We start from the raw sequence: 20,520 nt of genomic DNA, 5'->3' as shown, positions 1-20,520 counted from the left end.
TAGAAGGTCATTCGAATTATGAAAAAGAAAATAATGGTTCTGACTGTGGCTGGTGCATTAGCTTCGGCCGCAGCAGCACAAAATCAATATGATGCACTTCGTTTCTTAGGAAACGATGTAAATGGTACGGCACGCTTTGTCGGTATGGGAGGAGCTATGAGTTCATTGGGGGCAGATTTGTCTACTATTGGAACAAACCCTGCCGGCATCGGACTTTACAGAAGTAATGATGTTGCGTTGAGTTTTGGCTTTAATGCCAACAAATCGCATAGCGACTTTAATGGTAGTGTGATGGATGAAAGCCGTAATCGTGCTTCGTTCGATCAGGTTGGTTTTGTATGGAGTACGAAAATTGGCAACAAGACCGATTTGCGTTTTCTGAATTTCGCATTCAATTATCATAAGCGTGTTAATTTTAACCGTCAGTTCGCTTCGAAAGGCGGTTTGAATGGAAATTCGCTTACCTGGCAGATGGCTGATATGATAGATGGGGCTGAAGATGGTAATGGTGGACTGTTCTATCAGAGTGAAGATGACTTCTATGGTTCTAATGGGTTGCTGAATGCTGATAATCCATATATGGATAGGAAATATGTAGGAACTCCATATTTAGGTGCTATGGGAGCACGTACTGGTCTGGTAGATGTAAAGGGAGATAAAGATGGAAATATTACTGATATTTATGGATGGAATGGTATAGATGGAGAATATTACAGCCGTGAAACAGGCTCTGTCAATGAGTACGATTTTAATGTTTCCTTTAATGTTCGCGACCGCTTTTATTTTGGTGCAACCTTGGGCGTTTATGATATTGATTACTTGCGCTACTCTTCGTATGGAGAAAATTTGGAAGGAAATTCAAATTTCACTTTAAACAATACGTATAAAACAGAAGGTACAGGAATTGATCTGAAAGTCGGTACTATCATTCGTCCGTTCGAATATTCTCCGTTCCGTTTTGGGCTGGCTATACATACGCCTATATTATATAATATGTCCGACCGTTATACATCGGTATTGGTAACTAATTTAGCATTAGAAAATTCTACGGTTAGCTATACGGAAAACTTGAGAGATTATCTGAGCGGCGGGCAATATGTATGGGATTACAGACTGATTACTCCGTGGCGCTTCAATGTTAGTGTCGGTACGATTGTAGGAGGCATTATGGCTTTGGACGCTGAATATGAGTTTGAAAACTATTCTGCAACCAAACTTCAGAATGCTGAAGGTGTGGAACTGAACGGTCAGTCAGCTATTAAGGAGACCTTGAAAGGGGTTCACTCGTTCCGTGTGGGTATGGAAACAAAAGTTTCATCTGCCTTCAGTGTACGTGCCGGATATAATTTCCGTTCTACTCCTATTACGGGTGATGCCTTCAAGAATATTCCGGTTACCGACAATACCCGTACCGATGCCGAATATCTGAATTTGAAATCGCGTCAGGCTGTCAGTGTCGGATTAGGTTACAGAGGTCGTCTGGTTTATGCAGATGTTGCTTATAAATATGATTTCTATAAAGGTGATTTTTACGCGTTTGACGGAGGTCTTGACCAGTCAGGAAATTTATTATTATCACCGACAAAAGTGAACAATGAGCGTCATCAATTGTTATTTACTATAGGAGTACATTTCTAAAAGATAGGATTATAATTGTGTGTGTTTATCGGCTTCACCTCGGGTAATGATATTACTTGGGGTGAAGTTTTTTTATTACTTTTCCTGTCTGTATTCTTTTCTTTTCCAGAAATTAAATCCGGCATATATACGTAAGCTTCCGAAAGAGTTTGTCATCGAGAAATCAGATTTGCGATAGTCATACGTATTTAATACGAGTGAGGCCCCGATATAATATTTGCTGTTGTTCCATGTTATGCCTGTGCGGGTTACCAGATCGAAATTAATATCGTTTATCCACTCAAACCAGTCGTTTTCCATATCTGTTGGTTTTCCGTTCATTTTAGCTTTTTTATAAGCGATAGCTGGCATTAGCGAAACGTTGAGCAGACAGTTCTTGGCAAATACCCAGTTATATCCGTATCCGAAACTTAAATTGTAATCACGATATTTCAGGCTGTTGAATTTTAGTGACGACTGTATTTGTTCAATCATCTCGGCCGGTAGTTTGGTATGATTGAAAGAAATACTATGGTGTGAGTATGAAAAACCAGCCATAAACGAACCACAGCTGCGGCGCTGATTAGTAGACTGGCTGTATGCTGCCGGATATGAAAATTTCTTGTTGTTGAAAATCCAGTATGCATTAAGACCGACTATTTTGCTTTGGAAGCCTTCGAATTTCTGACCTACATAATCTTCCGGAAGATTGAATCCTGAATAGGAATTTATATGAAAGTCGCTACCTGTTTTTCTGTAATAAAAGTCTGCTCCAACTCGTGAACTGTATAGGTTGAAAACATATTCTTTCTTCGATTTGCCGCTTTGGCTTTTGCCTATGAGATCGGGAATGCTGAATGACATTCCTAAAAATATCCATCTCCAGCCGAAATAGGCTCCTATCTTAGGAGTTGGAGTAGGTGCAAAACTGATGTTTTGTCTTTCTTCGTTTATTCGGGTCCCCAGACGGTAACGTTCATGCCAGAAACTTTGTTCCACCATAAACGTCAGGTTATATTTGTTGGGAGCGATGTAGGTGGTATCTGTTTCTGTAAAAATCTTTTCCAAATGTTGCATAAATTTATTCTGCTTTTCGGTCTGTGCCTGTATCGTCTGACCGAAAAGCAGTAGGATTATGCCGGTATGTCGGAAAAATTTCATGACGTCTGTATTGAGTGGCGCGATGAATAAAGTTTTTCAGAGTTTATTTAGAATACGGTCCATTACCCAGTTTGTAGGAGTTGCACTCACCCCGTCGCATGTACAGATTGCTTTCCCTTGTAAATGTTCTACCACAGCCTGAATCAACGGAAGTTGTACATATGGCGGATTCTGTGGGAGTATTTCCTCACGACCGCGTTCAGTGTGCAGGGCAATCGGATCATAGGTAAAGACAGAGAAGCAAATCATACCCTTGTCACCTATAATTTCTATACGGTCTTCTTTTGCCGATTCGTGAGCAACGAAGCACCATGAACCTGAACCAGGCAGTCCGGAAGCAAACTTAAAGCAGGCACTGATAGTATCTTCTGCCTGATAAAGCCCTCCACGGTTACTTGTATAACCTTCTGCTTCGAGTATACATCCGAACATTTCCTGAAGAAAGTCCAACTGATGGGGTGCCAGATCGTAAAAATATCCTCCTCCTGCGATGTCGGGCTGTACACGCCATGGAAGATTGGTGCTGTTGTAATCGAGTGCTCGCGGAGGTTGTGCGAAACGTATCTGTACATTGATTACATTTCCTATTTCTCCCTCTTCAACCAGTTGTCGTACCTTTTGGAAATAGGGCAGATATCTGCGGTAGTAAGCTACAAAACAAGGAACACCTGTTTCTTGCGATATACGGTTGATGCGGGCGCAGTCTTCATAACTTGCGGCCATCGGCTTTTCTATATAAACAGGCTTGCCGGCTTTCATCGCCATAATGGCAAATGTAGCGTGTGAAGAAGGAGGAGTGGCAATATAAATAGCATTGACATCCTCGTCGCCTATCAGTTCCTGAGCATCTGTATACCATCGAGGTATATTGTGACGGCGTGCATACGATTTTACTTTTTCTTCGTCACGGCTCATTACTGCTACTACTTTCGAACCGTCTATCATATTGAAGGCAGGTCCACTCTTTTTCTCGGTTACTTCACCGCAACCGATAAATCCCCAGCATACGTTATTCAGTTGTATCATAGTGTACGGTGTATGTATCAGTTAAAATATTTATTGTATAGCTTTTTATATTTTGGTGTCTGGACAAAATCATTGAGCCAGACGTTCAGGCTATCCAGCAGGGCAGGAGAATGTTTGCTTACTCCCCAGGCATAAAACTGTGTGAAGCTGATGTCGGTATTGATGTCCAGATTTGGAAAATCATCGATAGATGCACGGGCAATGTTTTCATCGCATACTGCATAATCGATATCTCCTCCCGAAACCATAGCCAGTAATTGTTCCGGTCCATATAGTTCTACTTCATTTATGTAAATAGTATCGGCTATTTCGTCTATCAGATTATGTATACGCAGCAGTGCCGGCGATCCTTTTATCACATGAAGATGCTTATGTGCCAGATCAAGCTGACTCTGGATGTATAAGCTGTCTTTTCCTTCTTCTTTCTTTCGTTGTACTAAAACCTGTTTGCTTAATAGTAGAGTCCGTGTAAAAAGCAATGAGTCTTTTAGCTGGGTCGTTACGACTGTTCCGGTAGCCAGTATGTCGTATTGACCGTTGATGATACCTTGCAGACGCTTTTCAAAACTCATTTCAGGAGTAATTTCCAGTTTCAGTCCTTTCTCAGAAGCAAAAGCATTCAATAGTTCGTAATCGAATCCTTGTAATGTATCTTTGCTGACATGATAGCTTACTGCATTATATTCGGTTACGGCACGCAGCTGTCCGGAACTGAGTATTTCGGCATAGTCACGGGGAGAAGAAGCCGGTTTTTCTTCTTCTTGTGTATTCAGCATGATAATACCTGCTGCTATAGCCAGTGCTATGATGATATATCGTACTCCTTTTCTTAGCATAGTGATGTAGTTCTTAATCGAAGAAGTTCCATGATAACCCGAATTTCAGCAAGCGGGGATTCAGAGGGTGGTGAGGAGCCAGGAAGTAGCTCTTTTCTCCTTGTCCTTGAATCAGATTATACATGGCTATAAAAATACGGGTACGTTTCAAATGAATATTGACATATGCGTTCAACAATGGATAACCTCCTAGCTTGAAACGGGTTTCCTTATTTTGCAGATAGAACTGTCCGATAGCAGGTGCATAGTCGGGAGCGTAGTATTGAGTGAAATACCGGACATCTGTACCCAATTCTACCTGAAGCACTTTCTTTGCCAGACCGAATTTGAGATAGAAGTTATGGTATAATACCAGGTCGGGCAATGGCAAGACATCCTGATTGCTCGATTTCTGATAAGTAACTTCATTGTCAAGATGGAATATACCCAACTGGAAATCTTGATTCAATGTGGCGCTGAATATCTGGATATTACCCGTATGCTGTTTTACGGCTACATCATTTTTATAGCTTACAACTTCTTTATCCGAAGCTGTTTCGGTATATTTTACAGAAGTATTGTCAAGATATGTATAGTTCTTAATGTTTTCTACTCCAGCTTTCAGTTGGGTTTTCCAATGGTCGATACTCAGTTTCCCTTCAATACGGGTACGCATGATTTTCGATAAGTCATTATTATCCCACCAGTAATGCTTGGAATGGAAATGTCTGTAATAGAATGTCGGATTCAGGTTTTTGATGTATGCATTCGCTTCCAGTCTGACAGTATCCCTGAACAGGCGGAAATTCAGATCACCTTTTCCTTCTATTTGAAACTGTCCGGCATCTTCTCCAGCCAGGGCTATTTCTCCCATGACGTCATAGTGTAATGTCTTTCCTTGTTCCTTGATGAGTTGTCCTCCTACCGATACGGTATTTTCAACATAGTCGGTCGGAATACGTTGTCCCGGAGTTTGAGCAAGGGTATCTGTCATTGTGAAACGGCGGTACTCATGACTCATGAAAGCTGTCAGTCCAGCCTTGGCCCATTTATTGAATCCCTCACGTAAAGATATACCTATGGTATTTTTTACGGCAAGATGTTCTGTTTCATCACGCTGGATGTCTGTCAAATAGTTATTCTGAAAATATTTCTGGTTCTGCTCCTCGTCGTATGAAATATATCTGCGACGGTTAATGTCTACATTTACAGTATGAAGGAAACTTGTTACCGGAACAAATACTTCTGTATTGACCGTATCCTTTGCGTCTGGATTTTCACGGTAGAATCCCAAGTTGTAACGATGGGTAAGGAAAGCATGGTAACCGGTATTATGATTCCATACCTGAGATAAATTTGTTGGAATTTCGCTATTGCCATACACTTTACCTCCTTCTGCCATTCCCAGGGGGTCAGTAATGAAGCGGTCGTCAGTAATACCACCATTCTCGGCAACTTTTAAGTTGTCGTTCATGAAACTGAAATGCATGTTATACTTGTCGCCAAGATAATAAGCAAAAAGATTTCCGTTGAATAAGGCAGTAGACTGGTTCATATATTTACCTCGACCGTAAACATAATCTATATTGAAACCGAATCCCAGTCTTTTATTGGCATTTACGGCAAAATAAGCTTTAAAACGTTCTTCACCGTCTTTACTTCCTCCCTGCTTATAGTAAGTCAGATTTGAAAAAGGAGATTTGGTATTGGTGTAAACGACATCTTCCGGTCTGACGACTGTATAGTCATACGGATCCAGAAAGAAAAACTGTTCAGGATCTTTGCGGTCGAAAAAAACGTGAGCGATACGTGGAGCTCCCAAGTTTCCTAAATATGTATAGTGTCCTGTAGGTCCTCCTGTATCATTCGTATTTTGAAAGTTATGCTGCAATGTATCTACCGGAATCTCTGTTCTGTTGCCGAAAAGTCTGTCTATCTTCCATGATGTAAGTCCGATAGGAATAGTACTGGCATCAATTACGGAAGTTGTATCAATCGGGTTTCCGTTGCGGTCGTACAAGTTACTGTCCACTCCTGAGGCAGAACTTCCGAACTGCCCTGTGAATTGACTTTGCTGATAGGTATTTTGCGCAGATATGGTTCCGCAAATCAGTAATATTGTTGCTATAAAAAATATCTTCCTCATAATGGAGGCAAAGATACAATATAAAAACGAAAGAAACCGTGTACGGAGTGCAAAAATACTAGAAGATGTATTGATACAGAGGCGTGCAGAACTTTCTATACAAAAACTATCTGCACGCCTCTGAGTTTTGATTGGAGTTGGTATTTATTATTTTATTTCTTTGATAATATCCATTCCTATATGGATTGCCTCTTCATTCATCGGTATCAGGTGATGATGGCGTTCAGGCAATGTTTTACGCAGTGCTTTAATAACGCTTTCTATTGATACGATAGGACGGATTTTTAATAATCCTCCCAATACAATCATATTGAACGTCTTTGCCATTTTACGTTCGTTGGCTTCATCCATAGCATCAATACGATATACATGAATGTCTTTGCGTGTAGGAGGGTTTATAATGCCATAACCATCATAAATCAGTACACCGCCTGGTTTGATTTTGTTTTCAAATTTGGCAAGTGAAGGCTGGTTCAGAATAATGGCTGTATCATATTTACTTAAAATAGGAGATGAAATACGTTCGTCGCTGACGATAACCGTTACATTGGCTGTTCCTCCTCGCTGTTCGGGACCGTAGGCAGGCATCCAAGTAACTTCTTTATTTTCCATCAGTCCTGAATAAGCCAGAATTTTACCCATTGACAATACGCCTTGTCCTCCAAATCCTGCTATAATGATTTCTTCTTTCATGATAGTGCTTGTTTTGGTAATGTTATTTGTTTTCTCCGCTTGTATCTTTCAGGTCGCCTAATGGGTAGAAAGGGAACATGTTTTCTTCCATCCACTTGTTGGCTGCTTCTGGAGTCATTTTCCATCCTGAGTTACATGTAGAAACGATTTCTACCAGACTCGAACCTTTGCCTTGCATGCTGTTTTCGAATGCTTTGCGGATTGCCTTTTTAGCTTTGCGGATTGCTGCTACCGTATGAACTGACTGGCGTGTTACATAGCATGTACCTTGCAGTGTCGCTGCTATTTCTGTCATTTTCAACGGATATCCGTGTATTTCCGGATTTCGTCCGTACGGACATGTTGCAGTTTTCATTCCTACCAGAGTAGTAGGAGCCATTTGTCCTCCTGTCATACCATAAATGGCATTATTGATGAATATAATGGCTATATTATCACCTCTGTTTAGAGAATGGATTGTTTCTGCTGTACCGATACAAGCCAAGTCACCATCTCCCTGATATGTGAATACCAGACGGTCGGGCCATAAGCGTTTGATGGCTCCGGCCAGTGCAGGCGCACGTCCATGAGCTGCTTCCTGACAATCGATGTCAAGATAGTTGTACATGAATACAGCACATCCCACCGGACTAATACCGATAGCTTTTTCTGCCATACCCATTTCTTCTATAACTTCGGCAATCAGTTTATGAACTACTCCGTGGCTGCATCCCGGACAGTAGTGCATCGGATTATCATTTAATAAACGAGGTTTCTGGTAAACCAGATTCTCGGGTTTCATTATTTCTTCTTTTGTCATAAATTTCTCCTCCTTATCGGGTTAGCGTAGAAAGAAACGGAACACAAACTCCATCATCTTTACGAACAGCGATGCGCCGCATACATAAAAGAAGATAGTTTTGTCTTCTCCCAATGAAAAATAAAGAATGAAAGAAGCTGCTGCTCCTATCATGAATATCACATTGAGCACGGTTCTGATCTGATCTATATTGCCCATGAGTTTCTTACTTGTTAATGATTTTTTCTTTTAGTGCATCAATCACTTCATCTGGGTCGGGAACAATACCTCCCAAACGTCCGAAGTGTTCAACTGGTATGCTGCATTTTACAGCCAGTTCAACATCTTCAATCATCTGTCCGCTATTCAACTCTACAACAAGGATGCCTTTTATGTTTTTTGCTCTTTCAGCCAATGGCTTGCTTGGGAATGGCCATAAAGTAATAGGGCGGAACAGTCCGACTTTAATTCCTTCTTCACGTGCGTGTTCCATTGATTTCTGTGCAATGCGGGCACATGAACCGAATGCAACAATCAGGTATTCTGCATCTTCGCAGTCTATTTCTTCATATCGTACTTCGTTGGCTTCAATTTCTGCATATTTTTCCTGCAAGTGTAAATTACGTTTTTCCATTACAGCAGGATCGAGTTCCAGTGAAGTAATGATATTCGGTTTGCGTCCCTTGCATCCGGTAGCGGCCCATGGGCATTGTGCAATGATTTCCTCTTCGGTACGGCGCGGACGAGGAGCTGGAAGAACTACTTTTTCCATCATCTGTCCGATTACACCATCTGCAAGGATCATTGCAGGATTACGATATTTGAAAGCCAGTTCAAATGCAAGACCTACAAAATCGGCCATTTCCTGTACAGATGCCGGAGCTAAAGCTATTAAATGGTAATCGCCGTGTCCTCCACCTTTTGTTGTCTGGAAATAATCTGCCTGGCTCGGCTGTATGGTTCCAAGTCCCGGACCTCCACGCATTACGTTTACAATCAGGCAAGGTAATTCTGCACCGGCAATGTATGAAATACCTTCCTGTTTCAGGCTGACGCCCGGACTGGATGACGAAGTCATTACCATTTTACCGCTTCCTGCGCCTCCATATACCATATTAATTGCTGCTACTTCACTTTCAGCCTGCAATACAACCATTCCGGTTGTTTCCCACGGCTTCTGTTCGGCAAGAGTTTCCAATACTTCTGATTGGGGAGTGATAGGGTAACCGAAGTATCCGTCTACACCGATGCGGATAGCGGCATGAGCGATAGCTTCGTTACCTTTCATTAGAACTATTTCTTCTGCCATAATTCTGATTGTTTTGCTTTAAAGTTATTCTTCACATTTTGCTCTGTATACGGTTAAGCAACCGTCTGGACACACAATGGCGCACGAAGAGCATCCGTTACAGGTATCTTCTACTACCTGTTGCACATAGTTATATCCTTTTTGATTTACTTTGGCGGTGAGCGACAGTACGTGTAACGGGCAAGCTACTACGCACAAGTTGCACCCTTTGCAGCGTTCTGTATTCACTACAACTACACCTTTCATTTTAGCCATAAGTCGATTACCTTATTGATTAAACATATCTTTATTGTAAAAGTTAAGAATATCCATCACCATATTCCGTGCTTCTGCTGCCGGACTATCCGGATTTAATGCAATGGCTTCCTGATAGTTGTTCAATGCTCCTTGCCAGTCACCTTTCTTGCGGAAAGCATTTCCTAATAAATAATATGCTTCGGCAGCATATTCAGGATTTAAATTGATTAATTGATTTAATTGGTCGATAGCGTGTTCGGTAGAACCTTCGGCTATTAAATTCTTTATCTCTTTCAGCTTTTCGGTCATGGTTTTGAATATATTAGTCTACCCACAAAGATAAAGCTTATTTTCAATCGAATAGGAATTTTGGATAACTATTTCCTCTTTATGGATAAAAAATTTTTTTACTGATTGTATAATGTGTTGATATGTAATACCTTATAGGTAGGGCTTGAATGTTTCATATGAAAAAGTTGTTTGATTAATTATGTGGATAGTTATAGGAGTATTGAAAGTAATTTTGATGTGTTTTGTAAAACGGTAATGAGGTCTTTGGTGGAAGATTAAGTGGGTTCAATAGACAAAAATTATATCGGGATGTAAAAAAAACAGCATTATCGGATGTTTTATTTAGAAATTTATATTTACTTTATAAGAGTTATTCAGTTTTTAACTGTTTTATGTTACAGCTGATATTTGCTGACAGTACTATTTTTATTATTAATAAATAATCAAATTTATGAAAATCAAGTTATTATTGGCTGCTACGGTAGCATGTGTATTGGGCTTTTCTTCATGCTCAAATGAATCAGTGAAAACTATTCCTGTATATGGTTGGCAAGGAGAAGGTGAGGAGGCTACAGAAGCGTCTATACAGTCCGATTTCAAAAAATGGAAGGACCACGGGCTGGTAGGTATGTGTTATAATGCGGGTGGTTTCAATGTAGAAAAACATACTCGTGCTGCAAAAATAGCTCATGCTACCGGATTGGAGTATCATGCATGGATTCCTGCAATGTTGAAAGGGGATGCAGATTCTACTTGGTATGCGGTAAACCGTAAAGGCGAGTCGGCATATACTGTGCAGGCATATGTTCCTTATTATAAATGTATGTGTCCGAACAATCCGGATGTAATCAATTATCTGGTTACTGAATATAGTAAGATTGCAGAGATTCCCGAAGTTGATTTCATTCATCTGGATTATATTCGCTATGTCGATGTAATTCTGGCACGTGGACTTTGGGATAAATATGGTCTGGTGATGAATGAAGAATATCCTACAGCCGATTATTGTTACTGCGACAAATGTGTAGCCGATTTCAAGGCTGAAAGCGGTATCGATATCAAGTCGGTAGAAGACCCTTCTACTTGTGAAGAATGGAAACAGTTCCGTTACAACCGTATTACCAGTCTGGTAAATAAGATTGCGGCTGCAGTTCATGCAAAAGGCAAAAAAGTCAGTGCTGCTGTATTCCCAGGTCCGGACTCATATGCAAAAAAACTGGTTCGTCAGGAATGGAACAAATGGGATATCGATGCATTCTTCCCGATGAATTATAATGATTTCTATCTGGAACCGGCTTCTTGGGTAGGAGAAATAACTAAAGAAGAAGTAGCTTCCGTAAATGGAAAGAAGCCTGTTTACAGTGGTTTGTTCATTTGTCGTGACTGGCAGAATAAGGCTAATATCAAAGATCCGGAAGGCCACGGTCTGATTCCTTCAGAAATCGGTGAAGCTGTTCGTGGTTCTATTGAAGCAGGAGCTGCTGGAGTGGCATTGTTTATTCCTGCCAATATGACTGATGAACATTGGGCTGAATTTGATAAAGCTATTCAGGTAAAACCCTGATGCCATTGTAGCAATATAAGTAGTGAGGCTACAAAAATGAAATCTCCTTCGGAATCTTTCGGGAATCCGGAGGAGATTTTTTTATATGGCTGGGTATGTTTATGCTACTTTTTCCCTATAGATATAATGTTTCACTATGGTGGAGTGAACGTTTCATTCAAGTGAAGCTATCATTTCACTATAGTGAGGCGATGGTTTTACCTTAGTGAAATGTTTATATTATGTGGAAGAGTTGTGGATTTTATAAAATAGTAAAATCCCTTTTAAAAATGGTACGCTGACTGTTGATTTTTATGACGGTTATGATTTTATAGTTGAATTAAGAACGTTGTATGACAAAAATATACAACGGAAATTGCGATTTTGAAGATTTCTTTTGGTATTATTTTATTTAGTGGTAACTTTGCAAAATATAATGAATTGCAAAAAATAACTAACTTATAGTACGAGGAAATGAATAAAATTATTTCAAAAGAACATTTTTCAGAAAAGGTTTTTAAGCTGGTAATCGAAGCTCCCCTGATTGCTAAGTCACGTAAGGCTGGTCATTTTGTGATTGTACGTGTAGGTGAAAAAGGTGAACGTATGCCTCTTACCATTGCAGAAGCCGATCCTGTAAAGGGAACTATTACGTTGGTCGTACAAGAGGTCGGTCTGTCATCAACTCGTTTGTGTGAACTGAACGAGGGTGATTATATTACCGATGTAGTAGGTCCGTTGGGTAAAGCAACCCACATCGAGAACTTCGGAACAGTAGTTTGTGCTGGAGGTGGAGTAGGAGTAGCTCCGATGTTGCCTATTGTTCAGGCTCTGAAGGCTGCTGGAAACCGTGTCATTACTGTATTGGCGGGCCGCTCTAAGGAGCTGGTCATTTTGGAAAAAGAAATGAGAGAAAGTTCGGATGAAGTAATTATTATGACCGATGATGGTTCGTATGGCAAGAAAGGTTTGGTGACCGAAGGTATTGAAGAGGTAATCAAGCGTGAAAAGGTAGATAAGTGTTTTGCCATTGGTCCGGCTATCATGATGAAATTTGTTTGTCTGCTTACCAAGAAATACGAAATTCCTACCGATGTTTCGCTTAATACAATCATGGTAGATGGTACAGGTATGTGCGGAGCGTGCCGTATCACTGTGGGTGGCAAGACGAAATTCGTTTGCGTAGATGGTCCTGAGTTCGACGGACATCAGGTGGATTTCGATGAAATGTTGAAGCGTATGGGAGCGTTCAAGGATATTGAACGTGAAGAAATACATAAACTGGATGCTGTACAGCCTGATACATGTGAAGCTGTGAAGGCTGTTGAAGACCGTAATACACCGTGGCGTGCAGAGTTACGTAAAGCAATGAAGCCGAAGGAACGTACTGCCATTCCACGTGTGAAAATGAATGAGCTCGATCCGGAGTACCGTTCTCACAGCCGTAAAGAAGAAGTAAACTTAGGCTTGAATGAGGAACAGGCACTGACAGAAGCTAAACGTTGTCTGGATTGTGCTAATCCATCGTGTAGGGAAGGTTGTCCGGTCGGTATCAATATACCTGGATTCATTAAAAATATCGAGCGTGGTGAATTCCTCGAAGCTGCCCGTGTCTTGAAGCAGACCAGTGCTTTGCCTGCTGTATGTGGTCGTGTTTGTCCACAGGAAAAGCAGTGTGAATCAAAGTGTATTCACCTGAAGATGGGACACGAAGCAGTAGCTATTGGTTATCTGGAGCGTTTTGCTGCCGATTATGAACGTGAAAGCGGTCAGATTTCTGTTCCTGAAATAGCTGAAAAGAACGGTATCAAAGTTGCAGTTGTAGGTTCCGGACCTGCCGGACTTTCATTTGCCGGAGATATGGCAAAACTTGGTTACGATGTAACTGTATTCGAAGCTTTGCACGAAATTGGTGGAGTGCTGAAGTACGGTATTCCTGAATTCCGTTTGCCGAACAAGATTGTTGATGTTGAAATAGAAAACCTGTCGAAGATGGGCGTACAGTTTGTCAAAGACTGTATCATCGGCAAGACTATCAGCGTGGAAGAATTGGAGCAGGAAGGCTATAAAGGTGTATTCGTAGCATCTGGTGCCGGACTTCCAAACTTCATGAACATTCCGGGGGAAAATTCTATCAATATTATGTCATCCAATGAATATCTGACTCGTGTCAATCTGATGGATGCGGCTAGTGAAGATTCTGATACTCCGGTAACATTTGGCAAGCGTGTGGCTGTTATCGGTGGTGGTAATACTGCTATGGACTCTGTACGTACAGCTCGCCGCCTTGGAGCTGAAAAGGCAATGATTATTTATCGCCGTTCGGAGGCAGAAATGCCGGCTCGTCTGGAGGAAGTAAAACATGCCAAAGAGGAAGGTGTGGAATTCCTGACTTTGCATAATCCGATAGAGTATATAGCAGATGAAAAAGGACGTGTAAAACAAGTTGTTTTGCAGAAGATGGAATTGGGTGAACCGGATGCTTCAGGACGTCGCAGCCCTGTTGCTATTCCTGGAGCTGTAGAAACAATAGACATTGATATGGCTATCGTCAGCGTGGGAGTATCTCCGAATCCGATTGTCCCGAATTCGATTCCTGGACTGGAATTAGGACGAAAAGGAACAATTGCTGTAAATGATGATATGCAGTCGTCTATTCCTACTATTTACGCAGGAGGCGATATTGTCCGCGGTGGAGCTACCGTAATTCTGGCAATGGGTGACGGACGCCGTGCTGCTGCCGCAATGGATAAACAGTTGCGCGGGTAAGCGGAAGAAAATTGATATTAGTATATAAATCTTATAGAGAACAGGTTGGCTGGTAATAAACCGGCTGACCTGTTTTTTCAATAGTTCGTTAAAAATTCGCCAAGCCTAAGCGGCTCTGGCAGTAAATAAAATGAGTTCTTTGAAAAGTTTGTCAATAACTTGCGGGTCTGGGCTAATCCCAAACACGCAAATAAATCGTTCAAGCATATAAGCATTGTGTATGAAAGACTTGCAAGAGGATATGGAATAGGCTATTCCGAGCCTCTTACATGCCGCTTTGGCCAAGTTGACAGCTGCGAGCGATGCATTGAAGTGAAAATCCAACTTCCTGAAGTCGGTTGACTGGCAGTTGGTGATTCCTGCATGCTGCTTGCCATCTCTAAAGCAAAATTCCAGTTGGAACCTGGTTCTGTAATAATCCAGCACCTCACGTCCATCCATGGAATCGTCTGTAGAGAAGTAAAGCTGCCACTTGTCTGTCCTCCCGTCCATCGGATACCAGACGGCTAAGGAAACATACCTTTTGAGAGCTTTTGCATATACCCTCAATCCGTATAGCTTTCCTTTGTTCACCTCGTATTCCTTGCACCGGGTCAAATCCAGATTGGCAAAGTCAATCCTGCCGTCAAACCACTTGGGATGACCACGTTTTCCTGTTTTCTGCTCCAATGTCGGATAGTACAGGATTACGTCATTCCGAAAGCGGCTGATGACATGGAAATCGTTCTCACACATAGGTGTTACGAAAGTTTCCTTGGAAAAGAATGCGTCTGCAACCACCGTTTTGGATATGCTTTGCAGCTTGTCTTTTCTGCTGATAAGATAGCAGCTGTACCAGTCAACAAGGTTCTTGTCCATATTATCCAAGGTCTTACAATCCGGCGTCTGAATGGAACCTAAAGTCATGCATTCATGGTTGTCGATGTCAATGACACCGATGCCCATGATTTCCAGTCCACGCTTGTATTCTCCTGCACAACCGGACCAGAAGTAACCTATCCAAGGTGTCTTCTTGCCTGATTTGGGAATATAGGAAGGATCGATGGCGATGGCTTTTCTTTTGCCTGTGAGATACTTGCTGATGATAGATCCGTTGAACGCAAACCAGTCGAAAGTTTCATGCTCAAAAAGGTTGCGATAAGTCTGTTCTGAGAAACAGCCATATCTGCCCAATTGAAGGAAATTTATACGATCCGGGATGGCCATGAATAATTTCATGGTGTCCATGAATGCTTTTTCAAAAGGTTTGTGTATATTCGCTACTGATTTGAGAGCCGACAGGCACTCGGATTGGTATTGCATAAGGAGTGTTTCTTTAGTCATAATCAGAAGAGTTCAGAGACTTCTAATTTACTAAGAAATAACGAATTATGCAATACTTTCCTCCTTTATTATCAGCAGGTTAGCTCTCTTTTTTCAGCACATTTCTTCATGCTTAACCATTCGTTTTTGACAACATTTCAATGACCTCTTTAGTGTTTCCGAACCAGCTTTTGCCGGTTCTGTTGTTTAACTTTTAATCTTTCGGTAAAAATTTACCGAAGTATTGTTTTTTTATAATTTAAAAATCACTACTTTTCATTAGTGTCCCGTTAAAATCGGGACGAATTAAATATTAATCAAACAACCCCGGGAAAAGGGGATTTAATTGCTCTTTGACATCATTGAAATTAGTCTTATTGAACAACTCTTGTAAAGGTGTTTTATCCGTTAATGAAATGCTCAAAATCTGTAGGACCTCATAGGTCGAACGGCTTAAGTGCAAATCATGTTGGATAATAGCTACCAAACAATAAGTGATAATAGCCACACTTATCTGAATACGGACTGCGTTTTCTGTGGTGCCCCAGAACCTTTTGATTTTAAGGTGCTGCTTCAACCATTTGAAGAACAGTTCTACAAGCCATCTCTTTTTATAGAGATTAGCTACATCAAGTGCAGATATATGTTTGGCATTTGTCAGGAAGGTAAATTCACGATCATCTTCTTCATCATAGAACCTGATAATCCTGAATGATTCCGGATACTTCTTTTCAGAGGTATATCCTGATAATTTCACTTCAGCATCAGATAGTATATTCTTTGGTAGTCTGCGTTTCCATTTGCAGAACTTAAATTTAAGATTCGACTTGGCTCTTACGACAAAGAAAGAGCCAGTAAGATGAATCCGATATAGTTCCTTAAACGAATCATACGCTCTATCAAAAATATAGTATGCATTTGGTTCATAATGAATTGCAGACATTGCTGTTGAGTCATGTTTTGAAGCTGTGGTTACTGTAAAAAAAGCCGGAACCTGAGCCTCAATGTCATAAAGGACATGTGCCTTGACTCCACCTTTTTTACTTCGAAATTTAGCCCAAGGAAATGTTGCCAAACATAACGGAATGGTGGTTGAATCAAAAGCGTACTTCTTTCCTTCGATATCCAGAATATGAGTAGCTCGTTTATCACTGGCTTCTTTCATCATGAAGAATGCAAAATCTTCAAAGATTCTGTAATCCCTATTTTGGTTAGCTGATGCAAGTGTGGTTTTGGCCAAGGGTTCACGACCCAATCCCAAATGATAACACTTGGCTTGATGTGCTTCCAATGCAACAATCAGGTCGCGTAGGCTCTCACGATTGCTTAGCTGTCCGAACATCATAGCAAGAAGCTGGTTCCAGCAAGTGAAATGTTTGACGTAACGATTTCCATCGTATTTGTCCACGATTCTTCTGAATTTATTGTTGTTCAAAAACTCTACCAATTGAGCGAAAACATATTTGTCTTGATTCATTTGAAGCCATTTGATTTGGTTTCAAAGGTACAATTTCAAATCGTCGCGCTTTACAAATAGAGTATAATAAGCTATATTTCAGTTATTTCAAAGAACTATTTATCCACTTTTACGGGACAGTAATGACTACTTTTGTATTGATATAATTTTATTAATATAAGAGTACCTAATTTTATTATGAAAAAACATCTTTTATTAGGCATCCTGGGAGCTTGTGCACTTTCTTCTCAGGCACAGACCTTCAAGGAATGGCAAGATCCGGAAGTAAATGCTGTCAATCGTGCTCCGATGCATACAAACTTTTTTGCTTATGAAAGTATGGATGCAGCAGCACAGGCAATCAAGGAACATTCTAACAATTTCATGACATTAAACGGCAACTGGAAATTTTTCTGGGTAAAAAATGCCGATGCACGTCCTACAGACTTCTGGAAAGTTGATTTTAATGATAAAGGATGGGATGACTTACAAGTTCCGGCTGTATGGGAACTAAATGGTTATGGTGATCCTATTTATCTTAATGTGGGTTATGCATGGAGAAATCAGTTTACGAATAATCCTCCTTATGTACCGGTAGAAAACAATCATGTAGGTTCTTACCGTCGTGAAATTGTAGTACCTGCCGACTGGAAAGGAAAAGATATCATAGCTCATTTTGGTGCAGTAAGTTCGAATATGTATCTGTGGGTAAACGGAAAGTATGTCGGATATAGCGAAGATAGTAAGCTGGAAGCTGAATTTGATCTTACTTCTTATTTGAAGCCGGGGCAGAAGAATGTAATTGCTTTTCAGGTATTCCGCTGGTGCGACGGCAGTTATTTGGAAGATCAGGATTTTTTCCGTTATACAGGTGTTGCCCGCGACTGCTATCTTTATACAAGAAATAAAAACCGTATAGATGATATTCGTGTAACTCCCGATCTGGATAGCGAATATAAAAACGGTTCTTTGGCTGTTGAGCTGAAGTTGAAGGGCAGTTCGAAAGTGACTCTGGATTTGCTTGATGCGCAGAATCAGGTTGTTGCAACCAAGGAAGTGGCAGGAAGTGGTAAAGTGTCTGCAACCATTGCTCTTGATGCACCTCATAAGTGGTCGGCAGAAACTCCTTATCTCTATACATTACGTGCTACATTGAAAAAAGGTAATGAAGTAAGTGAGGTGGTTCCTGTGAAAGTCGGATTCCGAAAAGTAGAATTGAAGGATGCTCAAATTTTAGTCAATGGACAGCCTGTACTTTTTAAAGGTGCAAACCGTCATGAAATGGATCCGGACGGAGGATATTATGTATCTCGTGAACGCATGATTCAGGACATCCAGATCATGAAACAGTTTAATATCAATGCCGTACGTACTTGTCACTATCCGGACGATAATTTCTGGTATGAATTATGTGATAAATATGGTATTTATGTAGTAGCTGAGGCTAATCTGGAATCTCATGGTATGGGGTATGAAGAAAAAACACTGGCAAAAGTTTCTTCATACAAGAAAGCACATTTAGAACGTAATCAGCGCAATGTTCAGCGTGGTTTCAATCATCCAAGCATTATCTTCTGGTCTTTGGGTAACGAAGCTGGTTACGGACCTAACTTTGAAGCTGCTTACGAATGGGTAAAGGCTGAAGATCCCAGTCGGGCTGTACAGTATGAAAGAGCAGGCCTTAACGGAAAAACGGATATTTATTGTCCGATGTATTACAGATATAAAGACTGTGAGGAATATGCAAAGAATCCTGATAGTCCAAAACCGTTGATTCAGTGCGAGTATGCTCATGCGATGGGTAATTCTGAAGGTGGTTTTAAAGAGTATTGGGATTTGATTCGCAAATATCCGAAGTATCAGGGAGGTTTTATTTGGGATTTTGTTGACCAGTCATGCCGCTGGACCGGAAAAGACGGTAAGATGATTTATGCTTATGGTGGTGACTTCAACCGTTTCGATGCCAGTGATAACAATTTCTGTGATAACGGTCTGATCAGCCCTGACCGTAAGCCTAATCCACATATGTATGAAGTAGGCTATTTCTATCAGAACATCTGGACCAGTGCTGGTGATTTATCAAAAGGTGAGATTAAAGTTTATAATGAAAACTTCTTCCGTGATTTATCTGCTTATGCATTGGAATGGGAGGTATTGAAAAATGGTAAGGCGGTTCGTAGTGGACGCGTTGAAAATTTGTCAGTAGCTCCACGTCAGACTACTAATGTTAAACTTGATCTGGGCAAAACTTGTAAGTGTGCAGAATGGTTGCTGAATGTAAAATACGTTCAGAAAAATCGCGAAGGACTGCTTCCGGCTGGTCATGTAGTTGCCAAGGCACAGTTGACCCTGAATCCTTATAAGGCTCCTGCAATGGATCTTGCCAATGTAGAGGAGAAGAACGTAGCTGTAGTAGTTCCGCAGATAAAAGATGAAAATGTAAACCGTATAGTTGTAAAGGGAGAAAACTTCAATATCCAGTTCAATAAGCAGAGCGGATATATGGATAAATATGAAGTAAATGGCTTGGAGATGATAAAAGAAGGAGAAGCTATGACTCCGAACTTCTGGCGTGCTCCGACCGATAATGATTTTGGAGCAGGTTTGCAGCAGAAGTATGCAGCATGGAATAATCCTGGAATCAAATTAGTGTCTTTAAAGGCTGAAATGGTCGATGGCATAGCTGTTGTTTCTGCTGAATATGAAATGAAACAGGTTTCGGCTAAGTTGGCTTTAACGTATGCTATCAACAATAAAGGTGCTGTTAAGGTGACTCAGAAAATGACCGCAGATAAGAGCGCGAAAGTGGCCAACATGTTCCGTTTTGGTATGCAGATGGTAATGCCTGCTTCTTTTGAAAAGATTTCGTATTATGGACGTGGTCCGGTTGAAAATTATGCAGATCGTAAGACTTCTACTGATCTTGGTATATATAATCAGTCGGTAGACGAACAGTTCTATGCTTATATTCGTCCGCAAGAAAATGGAACGAAATCGGATATACGCTGGTGGAAACAACTGAATGTTGCTGGAAACGGACTGATGTTTGTTGCTGAAGCTCCATTCTCAGCATCTGCTTTACACTATACTATTGAATCTCTTGATTCTGGATGGGAGAAGAAGCAGGAACACTCTAATGAAGTAGAAAAGGCTGATTTAACCAATGTATTGATAGATAAAGCTCAGATGGGACTGGGTTGTGTAGATAGTTGGGGAGCAATTCCAGAGCCACAATATCTGCTGCCTTATGGTGATTATGAATTTAGCTTTATCATGACTCCTGTTTATCATTCTTATAGATAAATAAAGTAGAGCGATCTTTTAACTGAAGTAAAAGGCAAGGGGAAATTTGAAAATACCTGATAACATTTTCAAAT

16 protein-coding genes are annotated in these 20,520 nt (G+C 40.8%); 4 read left to right on the top strand and 12 right to left on the bottom strand.

The window, feature by feature from the left end:
* Positions 1-18 precede the first annotated feature (18 nt).
* Positions 19-1,638, top strand: coding sequence for a porin family protein (locus ACDG22_RS14550; protein ID WP_007565464.1), 1,620 nt, complete (start codon positions 19-21; stop codon positions 1,636-1,638).
* 75 nt (positions 1,639-1,713) lie between these two features.
* Here ACDG22_RS14550 and ACDG22_RS14545 read toward each other — a convergent pair whose 3' ends face one another.
* The 10 genes from ACDG22_RS14545 to ACDG22_RS14500 form a co-directional block, all read right to left on the bottom strand.
* On the bottom strand, positions 1,714-2,778 hold the full coding sequence (locus ACDG22_RS14545) for a DUF4421 domain-containing protein (RefSeq protein ID WP_178269894.1): 1,065 nt from the start codon (positions 2,776-2,778) through the stop codon (positions 1,714-1,716).
* A 36-nt stretch (positions 2,779-2,814) separates the two neighbouring features.
* Positions 2,815-3,804: a Gfo/Idh/MocA family protein gene (locus ACDG22_RS14540; RefSeq protein ID WP_007565461.1), complete on the bottom strand. Its 990-nt coding sequence runs from the start codon at positions 3,802-3,804 to the stop codon at positions 2,815-2,817.
* 17 nt (positions 3,805-3,821) lie between these two features.
* Entirely contained in the window at positions 3,822-4,646 is an 825-nt protein-coding gene (locus ACDG22_RS14535; RefSeq protein WP_370859013.1) for a transporter substrate-binding domain-containing protein, read from the bottom strand.
* Positions 4,647-4,653: 7 nt separating this feature from the next.
* Positions 4,654-6,765, bottom strand: coding sequence for a putative porin (locus ACDG22_RS14530; protein WP_007565457.1), 2,112 nt, complete (start codon positions 6,763-6,765; stop codon positions 4,654-4,656).
* Between the two features lie 147 nt (positions 6,766-6,912).
* A complete protein-coding gene (locus tag ACDG22_RS14525) occupies positions 6,913-7,458 on the bottom strand; it encodes a 2-oxoacid:acceptor oxidoreductase family protein (protein WP_022124859.1) in 546 nt (181 codons plus the stop codon).
* A 22-nt stretch (positions 7,459-7,480) separates the two neighbouring features.
* Positions 7,481-8,257, bottom strand: a complete 777-nt coding sequence (locus ACDG22_RS14520) for a thiamine pyrophosphate-dependent enzyme (RefSeq protein ID WP_007565452.1) — start codon at positions 8,255-8,257, stop codon at positions 7,481-7,483.
* Positions 8,258-8,278: 21 nt separating this feature from the next.
* Positions 8,279-8,455 carry a hypothetical protein gene (locus ACDG22_RS14515; RefSeq protein WP_007565451.1) on the bottom strand — a complete coding sequence of 59 codons (177 nt, stop codon included), beginning with the start codon at positions 8,453-8,455 and terminating at the stop codon, positions 8,279-8,281.
* 7 nt (positions 8,456-8,462) lie between these two features.
* Positions 8,463-9,545, bottom strand: a complete 1,083-nt coding sequence (locus tag ACDG22_RS14510) for a 3-methyl-2-oxobutanoate dehydrogenase subunit VorB (RefSeq protein WP_007565450.1) — start codon at positions 9,543-9,545, stop codon at positions 8,463-8,465.
* A 24-nt stretch (positions 9,546-9,569) separates the two neighbouring features.
* Positions 9,570-9,800 (bottom strand): 4Fe-4S binding protein, encoded by a 231-nt coding sequence (locus ACDG22_RS14505; protein WP_021971528.1) that lies wholly within the window; start codon positions 9,798-9,800, stop codon positions 9,570-9,572.
* 12 nt (positions 9,801-9,812) lie between these two features.
* Positions 9,813-10,091, bottom strand: a complete 279-nt coding sequence (locus tag ACDG22_RS14500; protein WP_007568366.1) for a tetratricopeptide repeat protein — start codon at positions 10,089-10,091, stop codon at positions 9,813-9,815.
* A 433-nt stretch (positions 10,092-10,524) separates the two neighbouring features.
* Here ACDG22_RS14500 and ACDG22_RS14495 point away from each other — a divergent pair, with 433 nt between their 5' ends.
* Both ACDG22_RS14495 and ACDG22_RS14490 read left to right on the top strand, forming a co-directional pair.
* Entirely contained in the window at positions 10,525-11,637 is a 1,113-nt protein-coding gene (locus tag ACDG22_RS14495) for a glycoside hydrolase family 10 protein (RefSeq protein ID WP_007568364.1), read from the top strand.
* Positions 11,638-12,090: 453 nt separating this feature from the next.
* Positions 12,091-14,385 carry a bifunctional dihydroorotate dehydrogenase B NAD binding subunit/NADPH-dependent glutamate synthase gene (locus tag ACDG22_RS14490; RefSeq protein ID WP_007568360.1) on the top strand — a complete coding sequence of 765 codons (2,295 nt, stop codon included), beginning with the start codon at positions 12,091-12,093 and terminating at the stop codon, positions 14,383-14,385.
* A 105-nt stretch (positions 14,386-14,490) separates the two neighbouring features.
* Here ACDG22_RS14490 and ACDG22_RS14485 read toward each other — a convergent pair whose 3' ends face one another.
* A complete protein-coding gene (locus tag ACDG22_RS14485; RefSeq protein WP_370858943.1) occupies positions 14,491-15,708 on the bottom strand; it encodes a transposase in 1,218 nt (405 codons plus the stop codon).
* 292 nt (positions 15,709-16,000) lie between these two features.
* Entirely contained in the window at positions 16,001-17,164 is a 1,164-nt protein-coding gene (locus ACDG22_RS14480) for an IS4 family transposase (protein WP_007564783.1), read from the bottom strand.
* A gap of 177 nt (positions 17,165-17,341) precedes the next feature.
* Between ACDG22_RS14480 and ACDG22_RS14475 the strand changes: the two genes are divergently transcribed.
* Positions 17,342-20,446, top strand: a complete 3,105-nt coding sequence (locus ACDG22_RS14475; protein ID WP_270212790.1) for a glycoside hydrolase family 2 TIM barrel-domain containing protein — start codon at positions 17,342-17,344, stop codon at positions 20,444-20,446.
* Positions 20,447-20,520: the final 74 nt, after the last annotated feature.

The sequence above is a fragment of the Phocaeicola coprocola genome (assembly GCF_041333015.1).
Lineage (GTDB): Bacteria > Bacteroidota > Bacteroidia > Bacteroidales > Bacteroidaceae > Phocaeicola > Phocaeicola coprocola.
Note: the sequence above shows the minus strand (reverse complement) of the source record. Positions and strands in the feature narration are given on the sequence as shown.